We start from the raw sequence: 14,539 nt of genomic DNA on the forward strand, positions 1-14,539 counted from the left end.
TACAACGGAAACCAGACAGCCGACATGAACATCGAGACAGCACAACACTCTTTGCGTTCACACGCCATTGACACTCATCAACTCGGGTTTCGCTGGCCCAAGCAAACGATTCCACTGCAGTTTCCCGATATCCAGCTAAACCGCGGCGAGCACCTTTTCCTACGCGGCCCCAGTGGCACAGGGAAAAGCACATTGCTCAGCCTGCTGGCAGGCATGATGTTGCCGGAATCGGGCTCGGTGAATTTGCTCGGAACCCAGCTCAGCCATTTGAAAGGCGGCGCCCGGGACCAGTTCCGGGCCGACCACATGGGCGTTATTTTCCAGCAATTCAATCTGGTGCCCTACCTGAGCGCACTGGCCAATGTCACCCTGCCCTGCCGCTTGTCCACACGGCGCCATCAACAAACCCGGGGCAATCCGAATGGTGCCGCAACGGCGCTGCTGGACCAACTTTCTATCCCCGAAGCCCTATGGCCCAGGCCGGTGACCGAAATGTCCATCGGCCAGCAACAGCGGGTAGCTGCAGCCCGCGCCCTGATCGGCTCACCGGAAATCATTTTGGCGGATGAACCCACCTCGGCGCTGGACACCGACAATCGGGATCGGTTTATCGAGCTACTGCTGACGCTGGCCCATGAACACCGTAGCTCAGTCGTGTTCGTCAGCCACGACCGGAGTCTGGCGCATCACTTTCACCACCAACTGTCACTGGGAGATGAATCGTGAACAAAGTTCGTCTCACCCTGTCACTGGCGACCGCCAGCCTCTGGTATCGCCGCCGGGTACTGGCCCTGGTGTGCCTGACACTCACGCTGAGCGTTACGTTGTTGCTGGGCATCCAGTACCTCCGTACCGAAGTCCGGCAATCGTTTACCAGCACTATCTCCGGCACCGACCTGATTGTCGGCGCGCGCAGTGGTCAGCTGAATCTGCTGCTGTATACGGTGTTTCATATTGGCGATGCCACCAACAACATTCGCTGGTCCAGCTTCAATGACATCAAAGACGACCCGCGGGTAGAGTGGGCGGTGCCCATTTCGCTGGGAGACAGTTACCAAGGCTACCGGGTGGTGAGCACCAACAATCAGTTTCTGGAAAAGTTCCAGTATGGCGACGACCAAACACTGGAGCTGGCCCAAGGCCAATGGTTCTCGCAACTGTTCGACGTCACGCTTGGTGCTGATGTCGCACGAGAGCTGCAACACAAGCTGGGTGATCAGATCGTGTTGTCTCACGGAGGCGGGCGCACCAGTTTTTCCAACCACACCGACCTGCCTTTCCGGGTTTCTGGCATCCTGAAAACCACCGGCACACCGATCGATCAAGCGGTTTATATCAGCCTGGAGGCTATGGAAGCCATGCATGTGGGCTGGGAATCCGGCGTTGCGATCCCGGGCAGAACCTTGTCAGCAAGCTCAGCCGAGGCCCGCTCTTTCACGCCAGACGCCATCACCGCCATGCTGCTCGGCCTGAAAAATCCAATCATGACCTTCCAGCTGCAACGCGAACTGAGTCAATATGCCGCCGAACCCTTGTCCGCCATCTTGCCCGGCGTTGCGCTAAGCGAATTATGGCGCATGATGGGCCAATTTGAGCAGGCACTGTTGGGCATCAGCGTGTTTGTGGTGGCCACCAGCCTGATCGGACTGGTGGCTGTCCTGTTGACGATTCAGGCTCAACGTCAACGGGAAGTGGCCATTTTACGGGCCGTGGGTGCCTCTCCGGGGCTGATCGCCGGGCTTTACAGCCTGGAGTGCGTTCTGCTTGCTCTCGCCTCCTGCGGTTTCAGTTTGCTGTTTGGCGCGGGTGCGATATCCGCCCTCAGCCCTTGGCTGCTGGAGCATTACGGCATTCACATCGGAGTACGCGGCCTGAATCCTGATGAATGGCTGTTGCTCGGACTGGTTCCTGTGGTTGCCTTTGCCATTTCACTGGTGCCTGCCTGGCATCACTGGCAGAAAAGCCGAAAGCTGTCATTTGGCAGCAGCGCGCCAAACTGACCTGACCCCAAAGGTGACACACTTCACGGAGCCCGTGCCATGACAATGCGGTAAATTGACCGTTGTGGTGCGGGCACTTATAGTTACTGCAACTAAAATTACTCACACTGAGCACGTCATGGAACAGTCCGAAGTACAATTGTTAGCGGACAAGCTGGACAAGTTGATCGAGCGCTGCGAAAAGCTCGAAAGAGACAACGCTTTACTGCGTGAATCGCAGGACGATTGGAATCGTGAGCGAGCCCAGCTTATGCAAAAAAACGATCTTGCCAAAAACAAGATTGAAGCCATGATTGGCCGCCTTCGGGCACTGGAGCACCACTGATGTCACAGCAGTCAACCACCGTCGAAGTCAGGATTCTCGACAAAGAGTACCTGGTGGCCTGTCCGCAGGAAGAGCAAGAGGCGCTACTGCGTGCCGCTCGGCATCTGGACAATAAAATGCGGGAAATCCGCTCTACCGGCAAGGTGTTCGGCACCGAACGTATTGCGGTGATGGCCGCGTTGAATATTACGCATTCCCTGCTGGAGCGAGACACTATGTCTGAAGCTACCAGCAGCCTTCTAAAAGCCATGGATAACCGCCTTGACGAGGCATTGGGCGAATCCTCCGACCGCTAATCTTATCAAGACTCGGCTAAGGGGGTTGCAATCGGGGCCGGCCTTGGCCCTATAATGGTTCAACTTCCTGGGCTGTTCGCTGGTCGGGTACGTCCTCGAGCCGATGCGCTTTACCCAGGTGACCACTTCAGGGCATTGTGAGCACGTCCCCCGCGGGGGAAAGCCTAATATGTCACAGCGGTCGCCGACCTTGAACTTTGGGTTCAAGGGCTACATCCGATAACGGCAGCCCGGGAAGCTTTATTTTGAACACCCTTTCCAGAACCGATCTCCGCAAACAACTGCGCAGCCGGCGCAACAATCTCTCTTTCGAACAACAGCAACAAGCCTCAGAGCATCTCGCACTGAATCTGCTTCGTCATCCCGATTTATATCGCGCCAAACACATTGGCATCTATCTCGCCAATGATGGCGAAATCGATCCTCATTTGTTCATTGATCTGGGGCGGCGCAAGAACATTCACTTTTATTTACCGGTGTTGCATCCGGTTTACCCCGGCAAATTGGTGTTCAGCCCCTATTACGACGGCGCGGTACTGGTTCCCAACCGATTTGGGATACCCGAACCCCCGTTCCCGGAAGCGAGGCGCAGGCCTGCGTGGTCATTGGATGCGGTTCTGTTTCCGCTGGTGGGCTTTGATGAACAAGGCGGTAGATTGGGTATGGGCGGCGGTTTCTATGACCGCACCTTTGCGTTTAGCAGAGTTCGGCCGGCGATGGCGCCCAAGCTGATCGGGCTTGCCCATGACTTTCAAAGAGTGGAATCGTTACCGATCGAACCGTGGGATGTGCCTCTGCACGGGGTTGTGACGGATAGGCGGTGTTATCAGTTCCGGCGATAGTCGGCTGACTGCACGAAGCTGGTAGCGGGAACGTCTCGGGCCGTGCGTTTGTCTTCCGAGGCCTGAATGGTTGTGGTCACACCGGTAATGACCAGACCGACAGCAAAGATGAACACAATGGTGCGGATGATGTCTGGTTTGTTACCCATGGGGCGTATTCCCGTTATTCTTCGAACTAAATGGCTGGAAAATCAGGTGGCTATTCTTGATATCAAGAATTAGACGAAAGACTAACATCTAATTTCAGTTTTACAATTTTTGACGGATTACGATTACGTAAGGGTTTGATGTCGGTTTCGTGTCAGATTTCCAGCGCGACATAAAACGCCTTGCCGACCGAAGCAAGGGGTGTGGGGTCTTTGCGAAACACGCTCCTTCGGCACATCCATGTGACGCTTGGGCTCCGCCATCCATGGCTCCGCACAGTTTCGCAAAGACCCCACACCCCTTCCTTCTACTGCAACCTTAGCTTCAACCGTCGAGAAGCTGCGAGAGTGGATTAATCGGACTTGCGGTTACCCGCCCCCAAGAACAGTCTGTAGGCTTCGTTGTCTGTCATGTTCTCGTAGCGGAAACCAACTTTCTCCAGCATATCTTCAAATGCCGAGGTTTCTTCAGGGTTCACCTGAGCGCCAAGCAGCACACGGCTATAGGCAGCGCCATGGTTGCGGTAATGGAACAGGGAAATGTTCCAGCGGGTGCCGAGTGACATCAGGAATTTCAGCAACGCACCCGGGCGTTCGGGGAATTCGAACTGATACACTACTTCGTTGGTGATCGAGGGCGCGTGGCCGCCGACCAGGTGACGAATATGCTGTTTCGCGATGTCGCTGTCGGTGAGGTCGGTGACGGAATAGCCGATTTCGCGCAGGTCTTGCAGCAGCTCTTCTCTGCCCAGTCCACCTGCCTGGATCTGGATCCCCACGAAGATCACCGCTTGCTGATCATCCGCGTAGCGGTAGTTAAACTCGGTGATGCTGCGTTTGTGCAACGCTTTGATAAAGGTTTTGAACGCGCCGGGTTGCTCCGGGATGGTCACGGCCAGGACGGCTTCGCGTTTTTCACCGATTTCCGTTCGTTCGGAGATATAACGCAAGCGGTCGAAGTTCATGTTGGCGCCGCTGAGTACGCCAGCCAGATTTTCGCCTTCCAACTGCTCCCGCTCGATGTATTTTTTGATACCGGCCACCGACAGCGCACCGGCCGGTTCAGCGATCGAACGGGTATCTTCGAACACGTCTTTAATGGCCGCGCAGATTTCATCGGTGCTGACGGTGATCACTTCATCGACGGTGTCTTTGCAGATATTCCAAGGCTCTTCACCAATCTGCTTAACCGCAACGCCATCGGCGAAGATGCCCACTTCTTCCAACACCACGCGCTCGCCTGCGGCCATGGCGGCCTGCAAGCAATTAGAGTCTTCCGGTTCGACACCGATGACTTTGATATCGGGGCGCAGGTATTTGATGTAAGCAGCCATGCCGGCGATCAGACCACCGCCACCAACCGGGATAAACACGGCGTGCAACGGCTGGGAAAACTGCCACATCAGCTCCATGGCCACGGTGCCCTGCCCGGCAATTACGTCCGGATCGTCGTAAGGCGGGATATAGGTATAACCGTGTTTGGCAATCAATTCCTGGGCGTGCGCGGCGGCTTCGTCAAAGGCATCGCCTTTCAACACCACTTTGGCGCCCCGCTCGCGGACCGATTTCACTTTGATGTCCGGCGTGGTTTGCGGCATCACGATGGTCGCTTTGATGCCCAACTTTTTCGCTGACATGGCCACGCCCTGAGCGTGGTTACCGGCAGACGCACAAATCACGCCCTTGGCTTTTTGCTCGTCTGAAAGCTGCGCAATCCGGTTGTACGCGCCACGAATCTTGAAGGAAAACACCGGCTGCAGGTCTTCACGCTTGAGCATAATATTGTTGCCAAAACGTGCAGACAAACTACGGGCTTCAGTGAGCGGTGTTTCGATGGCGATGTCGTAGACTCGCGCATCGAGGATCTTCTTGATGTAACGTTGCGGCATGATGGTTCCGGTTGCTATTGATCGGCTTGAAAAAACGTACAGTTTAGGAACTTTGCACGGCTGCCGTCTATAAGCAGAACGACTGCCGGCGTATAATGCGGTTAAATTCATCCGATCTCACCCGGAGCGCCACCATGACTCAGGACGAACTCAAAAAAGCCGTGGCAAAAGCCGCCATGGATCATATTGCCCCACACCTGAACCGCAAGAGCGTTATCGGGGTCGGTACCGGCAGCACCGCCAACTTCTTTATCGATTTTCTGGCCGATTATAAAAACGAGTTTGACGGGGCCGTCGCCAGCTCCGAAGCTACCGCAGAGCGCTTGAAGGGGCACGGCATCCCGGTATACGACCTGAACGCGATCGACGAACTGGAATACTACGTAGACGGTGCCGATGAAACCAACGAACGGTTAGCGCTCATCAAAGGCGGCGGCGCAGCGCTTACTCGTGAAAAAATCGTCGCAGCGGTCGCCAAAACCTTCATCTGCATCGCCGACGAATCGAAAAAAGTGGATATCCTGGGCGCGTTTCCCCTGCCCGTTGAAGTCATCCCCATGGCTCGCAGCCACGTTGGCCGCGAGATCGTAAAACTCGGCGGTGACCCGGTGTATCGTGACGGTGTCACCACCGACAACGGCAACATCATCATCGACATCCACAACATGGACATCTCGCGCCCGATTCAGGTGGAAGAACGCATCAACAACATCGTCGGCGTGGTCACCAACGGCCTGTTCGCTCGCCGTCCGGCTGACTTGTTGTTACTGGGCACCAGCGAAGGCGTAAAGAGCATTCCTCGCCAAGACAACTGATACCCCTGAGCCCTCCCCAAAAAACCGGCATATCTGCCGGTTTTTTTATGCCCCACACAGCCAAAACCAAGCGCTTGCTTGGCACGCCTGATTGCGAGACACTCAAGCTATTCCAAGAACAAAAAGGAACGTCGCAGTGTCGGATTATTTCAACGAAACCCACGAACAGGTGCGCCTGACCGCTCGCAAATTCATCCAAACCCACGCTCGACCTTATATCGACCAATGGGAAGAAGCCGGTGAGTTCCCGCGGGACATCTATCAAAAAGCCGGAGAGGCTGGCCTTCTCGGCATCGGATTTCCGGAAGCACTTGGTGGAATCGGTGAAGGCGACATCTTCATGAAAGTGGCCGCCTCCGAAGAGCTGATGCGTTCCACCTCCGGCGGTTTCGTGGCCAGCCTGGGCTCCCTCGACATCGGCTTGCCGCCCGTCGCCAAATGGGCCAGGCAAGAAATTCAGGAGCAAATCGTACCCCCGGTACTGCGCGGTGAGAAAATCTCTGCCCTTGCCATCACCGAACCCGGCGGCGGCTCCGACGTCGCCAACATCAAAACCCGCGCGGTACGCGATGGCGACCACTACATCGTCAATGGCAGCAAAACCTTCATCACCAGCGGCACCCGTGCCGACCACTACACCGTTGCCGTGCGCACCGGCGGCGAAGGCCATGCGGGCATCAGCCTGCTGCTGATCGACCGCGACATGCCCGGCTTCTCCAATGGCAAAAAACTGCGCAAAATGGGCTGGTGGGCCAGCGACACCGCCGAACTCTTCTTCGAGGACTGCCGAGTCCCCGCCGACCGACTGATCGGCGCCGAAAACGCCGGCTTCATTGCCATCATGAGCAACTTCCTGGCCGAACGCCTGAGCCTGTCCATCATGGCCTACATGACCGCCCAGCTGGCCTACGAAGCAGCACTGGACTACACCCGAGAACGCCAGGCGTTCGGCCGCACCGTCTCGGGCTTCCAGGTAACCCGCCACAAACTCGTCGACATGGCCACCCAGATCGACATCGCGCGGGAATACACCTACCGCTGCGCGGCACTGATGCAAGCGGGCAAAAAACCCATCAAACAAGTGGCCATGGCGAAAAACTTCTCCGTGGACGTCTGCGAAAAAGTCACCCGCGAAGCCGTGCAACTGTTCGGAGGCATGGGCTACATGCGGGAATCCGTGGTCGATCGCCTGTACCGAGACGCCAAGATCCTCTCCATCGGCGGCGGCACCACCGAGATCATGAAAGAACTGATTGCCAAACAGATCAGACTGTAGATTTCGGAAATTACTGAATCAGGCTTCCCCGGATGCTAAAAAGGGCCTCTGGTGGCCCTGTCCGAAAACGTGGGGCGCCAAGGATGGCGCGACCGAGCCCTACAGGGACGTATTCACGGGCGTTTTTCGGACAGGGCTGCCAGAGGCCCGCTTGCACCCAAAGCCAAGCCCGCCACCAACGTTTAGTTTCGAATGCCTGTAGAGTCCCGTATAATTGCGCCCACTTTTCGAACACCGTTAAACGAACCTAACGTATCAGGAAGGAACTCACATGCAATTCGACAACATCCCAGCGGGCAAAAACCCGCCAGAAGACATCTACGTAGCCATCGAAATCCCGGCCAACAGCTCCCCGGTCAAGTACGAACTCGACAAAGACATGGGCGCCCTGCTGGTAGACCGCTTCATGGCCACCCCCATGTTCTACCCGGCCAACTACGGCTTCATCCCTCACACCCTGGCTGACGACGGCGACCCGCTGGACGTACTGGTTGTCACCCCATACCCGATCCAGGCCGGCTCTGTTATTCGTTGCCGCCCGGTTGGCGTACTGAACATGGAAGACGAAGCCGGTGGCGACGCCAAGCTGGTTGCGGTACCGCACGACAAGCTGACCACCATCTACCACGATGTGAAAGAAATTGACGACCTGCCAGAACTGCTGCGCGACCAGATTCGTCACTTCTTCGAGAACTACAAAACTCTCGAGCCGGGCAAGTGGGTAAAAGTACAAGGCTGGGGCAACGCTGCCGAAGCCAAGCAAGCCATCGTAGACTCGGTTAACGCCTACAAAGGCTAATCGCGTTTCGGGCATAAAAAAACCGGGTCAGTTCAAAGAGCGACCCGGTTTTTTGTTTTCTAAACGCTCAATCGGCCATTAACCCCGCGACAACAAATCCCGCATATCGCTGATCGCTGCGTTCGCCCGCGACAAGTACGCCGCCATCGTCAACGAGTGGTTTGCCAATAAACCAAAGCCACTGCCATTCAGAATCACCGGGCTCCACATAGACTCCTGCGTGCCCTCCAACTCGATGATGATCTGCTGCACACTCGCCATCGCATTCTTGTCCTGCAGCACCTTCCGGAAATCCACTTCCATCGCACGGAAAATGTGCAGCAAAGCCCACGCGGTGCCACGGGCCTCGTAGAACACATCGTCGATCTTGGTCCAATCTGTTTTCACATCCTCGCCACTGATCGCTTCAGACAGCGGGTCTCCGTCTTCCATATTCGACAGGGATTCGCTAACCGACGCCTTGCCCACACTTTCACTCAGGGTTCGGGACAAGCTGCCCAAACGCGTTTCCAGATCCGCCAGCCAATTGTTCAAATTGTCAGCACGAGCAAAAAACTGGGCATTGCTTTGTTCAGGATCCGACAAACGATTCAGATACCGCTTGAGCGCATTGATACCGCGGCGGTATTCGTTTTCGGTGGACGGAATCGCCCAGCTTTCACTGTCAAAGTGTAACTGGGGTTCGGCAATGATCAGGTCCGGATCTTCCGCGGACTGGCTTTGCGACCGGCTGATGTCTTTGCGAAGCGAGCGGGACAAATCCCGGAGCTGAACCAGCACGCCGTATTCCCAGTTTGGCATGTTGTCCATCCAAAGCCCGGGAGGGAAGATATCATTCGAGATGTAGCCGCCCGGCTTATCCAGAAGCGTCTCCGCCAAACGAATCATGGTGGCGGTGGTGGCAAACCCGGCTACCGGTTCACGATCCATCGAACTGGCCAAGGTGCGGGTATGCTCCCTTACCGAGAAGCTGTCTGGCTCACTGCTCCAGATGACCCCCAACACAATGGTAATCAGCAGGTACACCACCAGCAGCGCCAGGATAAACTTTCCGATTACGCCGCTGCCTCCGGTGTAATCCTGAACATCTTCTTTCTTGTCCTTGAAATACTGTCTGATTTTGCCTGGCATAAAACGTTTACTCTCCTGTTGATTCCTCATCGGCCGCGAAGGGACGACCAAGATGGTAGCCCATGGCGCCATCGATACCCAATTTACAGAGTACCGAGTATTCCTCACTCCTTTCTACACCCGTCGCAAAAACTTTCACACCCCGGCTTCGGGCAATGCCGATGACCGACTCGAGCCAGAACCGGTTGTCCTCGTGGCTATCCAGATCGTGAACAAAACTGTTATCAATCCGCAAACCGCTCAACGGCAGGTTTCGCAAATAGTTGAACGGCACGCCCCCGACCCCGAAGCGATCCACCAGCACCGGCACGTGCAGCTTGACCAATGCGCGAATCAATTGGCTTGCATGCGCCCGGTGGTGATGCAGCGTCATTTCCGAAATACCAACCCATAAACGACCGTTCCGGGTGCCCGCCGATCCAAGCATCGACAGAAGATCTTCCCGGAACGTCTCGTCCGCTACGGAGGCGGAGCCTAACGAAATCGCAAGCTTCTCCTCTGGTTTGTGTGCCAGCCGCTGCAGAACGCTGGCCACCAGAACCCGATCAATATCCGCAATAAGACCGAGGCGCTCCGCCATGGGAACGAAGGCGCCCGCCTTGAGCACGCCCTCGGGGGTACAAATTCGGGAGAACACCTGGAAGTACTGCAATTCCTGATTCGGCCCTTGCACCATCGGTTGCAGCCAAAGCGACAATTTTTGCCCCCGGATTGCATCGTTGATGATGTCACGCCAGGTGTCCATCGTGTGGTAACTGTTGCCACTGGCATCCTTAATCCAACAACAGGATTCTTCCCGCTGCTGGGCAGTCCGTAAGGCTGTATCTGCGGCCGCCAGCAAGTCTCGGACATTCGCCTCCGGCGATGCAATCGCCAGCCCGGCGTGAACACAGGTTTCCACCGGTGCCGCCAAGTCCGAATATAACCCGTCCAACGTCTCGACCAAGGCTTCACACCACACTTTCACATCCACTGCCGATGCGCCGGGCAGGTAAGCTGCAAACTCCGCTCCGGTTCTGCGTCCGGCAAACGCACCGCCATGTTTCATCACAAAGGTGTTCATGGCCTTACCGACCTGTTTTAACAACCGGTCGCCTTCCTCGCGACCATGGCTTTGGTTGAACTCGCCAAAACAGCTCAGCTGAAGCAGCATCAGCACCCCCGGCGCTGACTTTTCCTCGGACTCGACTTCCACCTTCAGGCGCTGATCAAATGCGCTCCGGCTTGCCAGCCCGGTCACGGGATCCTCGTTATTCACTTTTCGCAAATGCTGGATCAACTTTCCCTGTCCGGCGAACAGTTGCCCCAAATCATCCGCCATCTGATTCATGGCTTCTGTCACCTGATTCAATTCCCGGGTAGAACGCACGGCCACCCTTTCCCTGAAGTCCCTCCGGCTCAATGCCCGGGCCTGTTTCTCCAACTCGCTCAACGGTTGCAGTAAACGCTTCAACAAGAACCACAACCCCAGCATGCCCACACCACCGATCAATACCACGGCCGCCAGCAACCCGAGCGTGATTCTCCAAAGGTCGTCGTAGGCTCTGCCCAGGTTGCTGACCACCTCTACCGTCCCCAGTTGAGCCCACCCCCGCACCACTTGCGCTTTGCCTTCAGGCTTTTGCATTTTCGCGGCCCGCACAAACCAGTCGGGTGCCACCGACGTACGCAAGGGTATCTCCCTGCCCGTCAGCAGGATCCTTCCGTGACCGTAGAACTTGACCGACAGGTAGCTGCCACTATCGAACACTGCGTCGATCAACGATGAAGCAGCAACGATATCGGACGCATCGACTGCTTTAGAAAGCGCTACGCCTGTGGCGGTTGCTGCATCTCGAGCATGCTCCAAATGCTGCGACGACACGTAATTCCGGAAGGTATTGAACGTCACTGAAAAAATGGTCAACAAAATCAGCACCAGGAGACTGCCGGTGAATACCAACAGCAATGCCCGAAGGCTCATCACGCCATCTTGCCGTCGGCTGTTCATAACCTGCCCCTCTGCTATAACGCTCCTCAACCCGGAGCCGTATCTGAAGGCACCACCAACTCTGTGATCACCATCAAGAGTTGACAAAGATTTACAAAGTGCCGTCTACGTCGACAACATTAAACACTATAGACTCTCCCTTAGGACTATGATGCCTCGGCATAACGTGACCGAGAAAGAAGTTTGTCCGGCCGGACAGAACAACCAATAACAGAAAGGCCCGAGCACAATGAGCGACGAAAGCCAGAAGGAAAAACTCAGACAACATTTTGCCCGGCGCGTCACCACTCAAGCGCGTGTTGTTCTGGATACCTGGCAAAAAATTCACGAGGCCCCAACGCAAGCCCAGACATACCGGAATGCGCTGGAAGCCGCCGCCGACAAACTGGTGCGTTACGCCCGCCGTTTCGAGATGGAAAACCACGCTCGCGCCGGAGAAACCATTCTCGCCCGGCTTGCTCACTGGCACCCTGAGACCCCGCTTGGCACTGCTCAACTGCAGGCGCTTGAAGAGTCCATGGAAACCCTTCGTCACAGCACCCAACGCCGCAGTGACGAGAACAATGATGCGCCCCACCCTTTTCGCCGAACGCCGGTCTACATCGCGCTTACCGACGACGAATCCGCAGCCCGAATGATCAAACAACTCGAATTTTTCGGTTTTCGTGCGGCCGCCTACAAAACCCCCAACGATCTGGTGGCGGCGTGCGCATTGAGCAAACCCGAAACCATCCTGATCGACATCAACTTTGGCGGCGGAGCGTCTTCCGGGATATCCACCATCGAGCATCTTCAGGAGCAACACGACACCCCCATTCCCATCATTTTCATGAGCGATGAAGACGGATCCATCGAAACCCGGTTAAGGGCTTCCCGGTGTGGTGGCGAAGAATTCTTCTACCCGGCGGTTGATCCGGGGCAGTTGATCGAAAAAATCGAAACCTATACCCACGGCAATACGGTGGAGCCCTACCGGGTGCTGGTGCTCGACGATTCCCGGGCCCAGGCCAAATTCATGGAAACGGTGCTGAAGAAAGCCGGAATGAACGCCCACATCATCACCGACCCCATGCAGATCATTACCGCGCTGGATGAATTCTCGCCCGAAATCATCCTGCTCGACATGTACATGCCCGGCTGCACCGGCATGGAGATTGCCCGCGTTATTCGTCAACAGGACAAATTTCACAGCGTCCCGATCATTTACCTTTCGGCCGAAGACGATGTCGGTAAACAGTTGCACGCCATGAGCCTCGGTGGCGACGATTTCCTGACCAAACCGGTAGACCCCAAACACCTGATTGCCACACTGCACAACCGTGGCCGGCGCGCCCGCTCACTGCTGGCGCTGATGATTCGCGACAGCCTGACCGGTCTGTTTAATCACACTCACACCCTGTACCTGCTGGAGCAGGAAATCGTGCGAGCGCGCCAGAAAGACCAGCCACTGTGCTTCGCCATGATCGATCTGGACTACTTCAAGAAAGTGAACGACACCTTCGGTCACCCCATCGGAGACCGGATTCTCCGAAGCCTGTCCATGTTCCTGAAGCAGCGGTTGCGCAAAACTGACCACATCGGGCGCTATGGCGGAGAAGAGTTCGCTTTGATTCTGCCCAACACACGCCCCGGTGATGCCCGTAATGTGGTGAATGAAATTCGGGAGCGATTTTCCGAACTCCTGCAAGAGGCCGGCGACCGCCAGTTCAAAGTGACCTTCAGTTGCGGACTGGCGGCCTGGCAAGGAGAAAGCTCCCAATCTTTGTGCGAGCGAGCCGACCGAGCCCTCTACGTATCCAAAGCCCACGGCCGAAATTGCGTGACACTGGCCGAAGAGTGACCCACCCCCGGACCGGGCGTTCTGCCCGGTCCATGAAACCAATGTCGAATACCCGCCCTGTTCGCCATCACCGACAATGCGAGTCATCAACCAAATGTCATCGCGCGTGAGGCAATTGCTGTGTAATCTTTTTTCAGGATCAAAGACACACCCGAAGATTGTCAAAAAGTGTTGATCTGAAGCTGATAAGTACGCACCATTTAGCAAAACTGCTGTTATCTTCGGCGATCCTGTCAAAAACAAACAAGGCAAATTTCATCATGTCGACCATACTTGTGCTACATGGACCCAACCTCAATATGCTCGGCACACGCGAGCCCGAGGTCTATGGCCATGAGACGCTGGCAGACATTGACGACCGCTTGCGGCATCAGGCTTCGGAACAAGGCCATCATCTGCTGCACCTGCAATCGAATGCAGAGTACGAATTGATTGACCGTATTCACGAAGCCCGGGCTGAAGGGGTGGACTTCATCATTATCAACCCCGCCGCCTTCACCCACACCAGTGTCGCCTTGCGGGACGCTCTGTTGGCATCGGGCATCCCGTTCATTGAAGTGCACCTGTCAAACGTGCACGCGCGGGAGCCGTTCCGGCACCACTCGTATTTTTCAGATATCGCCCAAGGCGTTATCTGCGGTTTAGGCAGCCAAGGTTACGATCTTGCTTTACAGGCTGCCCTGCAAAAAATTCACTGATAGACCAGAGACAACGGGACTGGAATAGTTATGGATATTCGCAAAATCAAGAAACTGATCGAACTGCTCGAGGAATCTGACGTCGAGGAGCTGGAAATTCACGAGGGCGATGATTCGGTACGCATCTCCCGTCGTCGTGAGCAAGCGCCCGGCCAGGTTGTCAGCCATTACGCCGCACCGGCACCTCAAGCGGCCCCGGCACCTGCCAGCGCGCCTGCCTCTGAAGAAGCGCCTGCCGCGCCAGCTGCCATTAACGGTCACGCGCTGAAATCACCGATGGTTGGTACCTTCTACCGGTCACCGTCACCGTCGGCACCTGCGTTTGTAGAAGTGGGCCAATCGGTCAAGGCTGGCGATGTCATCTGCATTGTTGAGGCAATGAAAATGATGAACCAGATTGAAGCCGACAAGTCTGGCACCATCACCGAAATTCTGGTCGAAAATGGCCAGCCGGTGGAGTTTGACCAACCTTTGGTCGTCATTTCCTGAATC

General features: G+C 56.0%; 15 protein-coding genes and 1 other RNA gene. 12 read left to right on the forward strand and 4 right to left on the reverse strand.

The window, feature by feature from the left end; translation table 11 throughout:
- Positions 1 to 24: 24 nt before the first annotated feature.
- The 6 genes from Q9245_RS06685 (at position 25) to Q9245_RS06710 (ending at position 3,463) form a co-directional block, all read left to right on the forward strand.
- A complete protein-coding gene (locus Q9245_RS06685) occupies positions 25 to 726 on the forward strand; it encodes an ABC transporter ATP-binding protein (RefSeq protein ID WP_305896398.1) in 702 nt (233 codons plus the stop codon).
- Complete coding sequence (locus Q9245_RS06690) at positions 723 to 2,000, forward strand: ABC transporter permease (RefSeq protein ID WP_305896399.1); 1,278 nt, start codon at positions 723 to 725, stop codon at positions 1,998 to 2,000. Before Q9245_RS06685 ends, Q9245_RS06690 begins: the two co-directional genes overlap by 4 nt.
- 118 nt (positions 2,001 to 2,118) lie before the next feature.
- The gene (locus Q9245_RS06695) at positions 2,119 to 2,325 is read left to right on the forward strand and encodes a TIGR02449 family protein (protein WP_247060442.1); all 207 of its coding nucleotides are present in this window, start codon (positions 2,119 to 2,121) and stop codon (positions 2,323 to 2,325) included.
- Positions 2,325 to 2,621 carry a cell division protein ZapA gene (locus Q9245_RS06700; protein WP_305896400.1) on the forward strand — a complete coding sequence of 99 codons (297 nt, stop codon included), beginning with the start codon at positions 2,325 to 2,327 and terminating at the stop codon, positions 2,619 to 2,621. The genes Q9245_RS06695 and Q9245_RS06700 overlap by 1 nt, the downstream gene beginning before the upstream one ends.
- Before the next feature lie 61 nt (positions 2,622 to 2,682).
- A non-coding RNA gene (gene ssrS, locus Q9245_RS06705) (6S RNA) lies at positions 2,683 to 2,862 on the forward strand.
- A gap of 4 nt (positions 2,863 to 2,866) precedes the next feature.
- Positions 2,867 to 3,463 (forward strand): 5-formyltetrahydrofolate cyclo-ligase, encoded by a 597-nt coding sequence (locus tag Q9245_RS06710; RefSeq protein ID WP_305896401.1) that lies wholly within the window; start codon positions 2,867 to 2,869, stop codon positions 3,461 to 3,463.
- On the opposite strand, the gene Q9245_RS06715 is transcribed toward Q9245_RS06710, so the two are convergent.
- Positions 3,448 to 3,612, reverse strand: coding sequence for a hypothetical protein (locus Q9245_RS06715; protein ID WP_305896402.1), 165 nt, complete (start codon positions 3,610 to 3,612; stop codon positions 3,448 to 3,450). The genes Q9245_RS06710 and Q9245_RS06715 overlap by 16 nt on opposite strands.
- Before the next feature lie 350 nt (positions 3,613 to 3,962).
- On the reverse strand, positions 3,963 to 5,516 hold the full coding sequence (gene ilvA, locus Q9245_RS06720; RefSeq protein ID WP_305897187.1) for a threonine ammonia-lyase, biosynthetic: 1,554 nt from the start codon (positions 5,514 to 5,516) through the stop codon (positions 3,963 to 3,965).
- A 116-nt stretch (positions 5,517 to 5,632) separates the two neighbouring features.
- On the opposite strand from ilvA, the gene rpiA reads away from it, so the two are divergent.
- The 3 genes from rpiA to ppa all read left to right on the forward strand — a co-directional run bounded on the left by rpiA (position 5,633) and on the right by ppa (position 8,388).
- Positions 5,633 to 6,313, forward strand: coding sequence for a ribose-5-phosphate isomerase RpiA (rpiA, locus tag Q9245_RS06725; RefSeq protein WP_305896403.1), 681 nt, complete (start codon positions 5,633 to 5,635; stop codon positions 6,311 to 6,313).
- A 136-nt stretch (positions 6,314 to 6,449) separates the two neighbouring features.
- A complete protein-coding gene (locus Q9245_RS06730; protein WP_305896404.1) occupies positions 6,450 to 7,589 on the forward strand; it encodes an acyl-CoA dehydrogenase family protein in 1,140 nt (379 codons plus the stop codon).
- Positions 7,590 to 7,860: 271 nt separating this feature from the next.
- Positions 7,861 to 8,388 carry an inorganic diphosphatase gene (gene ppa, locus Q9245_RS06735; protein ID WP_305896405.1) on the forward strand — a complete coding sequence of 176 codons (528 nt, stop codon included), beginning with the start codon at positions 7,861 to 7,863 and terminating at the stop codon, positions 8,386 to 8,388.
- A gap of 78 nt (positions 8,389 to 8,466) precedes the next feature.
- Here the strand turns inward: ppa and Q9245_RS06740 are convergent, their stop codons facing one another.
- Positions 8,467 to 9,519, reverse strand: coding sequence for a DUF2333 family protein (locus Q9245_RS06740; protein WP_305896406.1), 1,053 nt, complete (start codon positions 9,517 to 9,519; stop codon positions 8,467 to 8,469).
- A gap of 7 nt (positions 9,520 to 9,526) precedes the next feature.
- A complete protein-coding gene (locus Q9245_RS06745) occupies positions 9,527 to 11,509 on the reverse strand; it encodes an EAL domain-containing protein (protein ID WP_305896407.1) in 1,983 nt (660 codons plus the stop codon).
- A gap of 229 nt (positions 11,510 to 11,738) precedes the next feature.
- On the opposite strand from Q9245_RS06745, the gene Q9245_RS06750 reads away from it, so the two are divergent.
- From Q9245_RS06750 to accB, 3 genes are all read left to right on the forward strand, one after another.
- Positions 11,739 to 13,349 (forward strand): diguanylate cyclase, encoded by a 1,611-nt coding sequence (locus tag Q9245_RS06750; RefSeq protein WP_305896408.1) that lies wholly within the window; start codon positions 11,739 to 11,741, stop codon positions 13,347 to 13,349.
- A gap of 260 nt (positions 13,350 to 13,609) precedes the next feature.
- The gene (gene aroQ / locus Q9245_RS06755; RefSeq protein ID WP_305896409.1) at positions 13,610 to 14,047 is read left to right on the forward strand and encodes a type II 3-dehydroquinate dehydratase; all 438 of its coding nucleotides are present in this window, start codon (positions 13,610 to 13,612) and stop codon (positions 14,045 to 14,047) included.
- Positions 14,048 to 14,077: 30 nt separating this feature from the next.
- Complete coding sequence (gene accB, locus Q9245_RS06760) at positions 14,078 to 14,536, forward strand: acetyl-CoA carboxylase biotin carboxyl carrier protein (protein WP_305896410.1); 459 nt, start codon at positions 14,078 to 14,080, stop codon at positions 14,534 to 14,536.
- Positions 14,537 to 14,539 lie beyond the last annotated feature (3 nt).

It is taken from the genome of Marinobacter sp. MDS2 (assembly GCF_030718085.1).
Taxonomy (GTDB): Bacteria; Pseudomonadota; Gammaproteobacteria; order Pseudomonadales; family Oleiphilaceae; genus Marinobacter.

Bases quoted from the DNA above. Each gene is read 5' to 3' on its own strand.
- ppa (WP_305896405.1), top strand. From the start codon at position 7,861: ATGCAATTCGACAACATCCCAGCGGGCAAAAACCCGCCAGAAGACATC.
- Q9245_RS06745 (WP_305896407.1), bottom strand. From the start codon at position 11,509: ATGAACAGCCGACGGCAAGATGGCGTGATGAGCCTTCGGGCATTGCTG.
- Q9245_RS06750 (WP_305896408.1), top strand. From the start codon at position 11,739: ATGAGCGACGAAAGCCAGAAGGAAAAACTCAGACAACATTTTGCCCGG.
- accB (WP_305896410.1), top strand. From the start codon at position 14,078: ATGGATATTCGCAAAATCAAGAAACTGATCGAACTGCTCGAGGAATCT.
- rpiA (WP_305896403.1), top strand. From the start codon at position 5,633: ATGACTCAGGACGAACTCAAAAAAGCCGTGGCAAAAGCCGCCATGGAT.
- Q9245_RS06695 (WP_247060442.1), top strand. From the start codon at position 2,119: ATGGAACAGTCCGAAGTACAATTGTTAGCGGACAAGCTGGACAAGTTG.
- aroQ (WP_305896409.1), top strand. From the start codon at position 13,610: ATGTCGACCATACTTGTGCTACATGGACCCAACCTCAATATGCTCGGC.
- Q9245_RS06740 (WP_305896406.1), bottom strand. From the start codon at position 9,519: ATGCCAGGCAAAATCAGACAGTATTTCAAGGACAAGAAAGAAGATGTT.
- Q9245_RS06715 (WP_305896402.1), bottom strand. From the start codon at position 3,612: ATGGGTAACAAACCAGACATCATCCGCACCATTGTGTTCATCTTTGCT.
- Q9245_RS06700 (WP_305896400.1), top strand. From the start codon at position 2,325: ATGTCACAGCAGTCAACCACCGTCGAAGTCAGGATTCTCGACAAAGAG.
- Q9245_RS06685 (WP_305896398.1), top strand. From the start codon at position 25: ATGAACATCGAGACAGCACAACACTCTTTGCGTTCACACGCCATTGAC.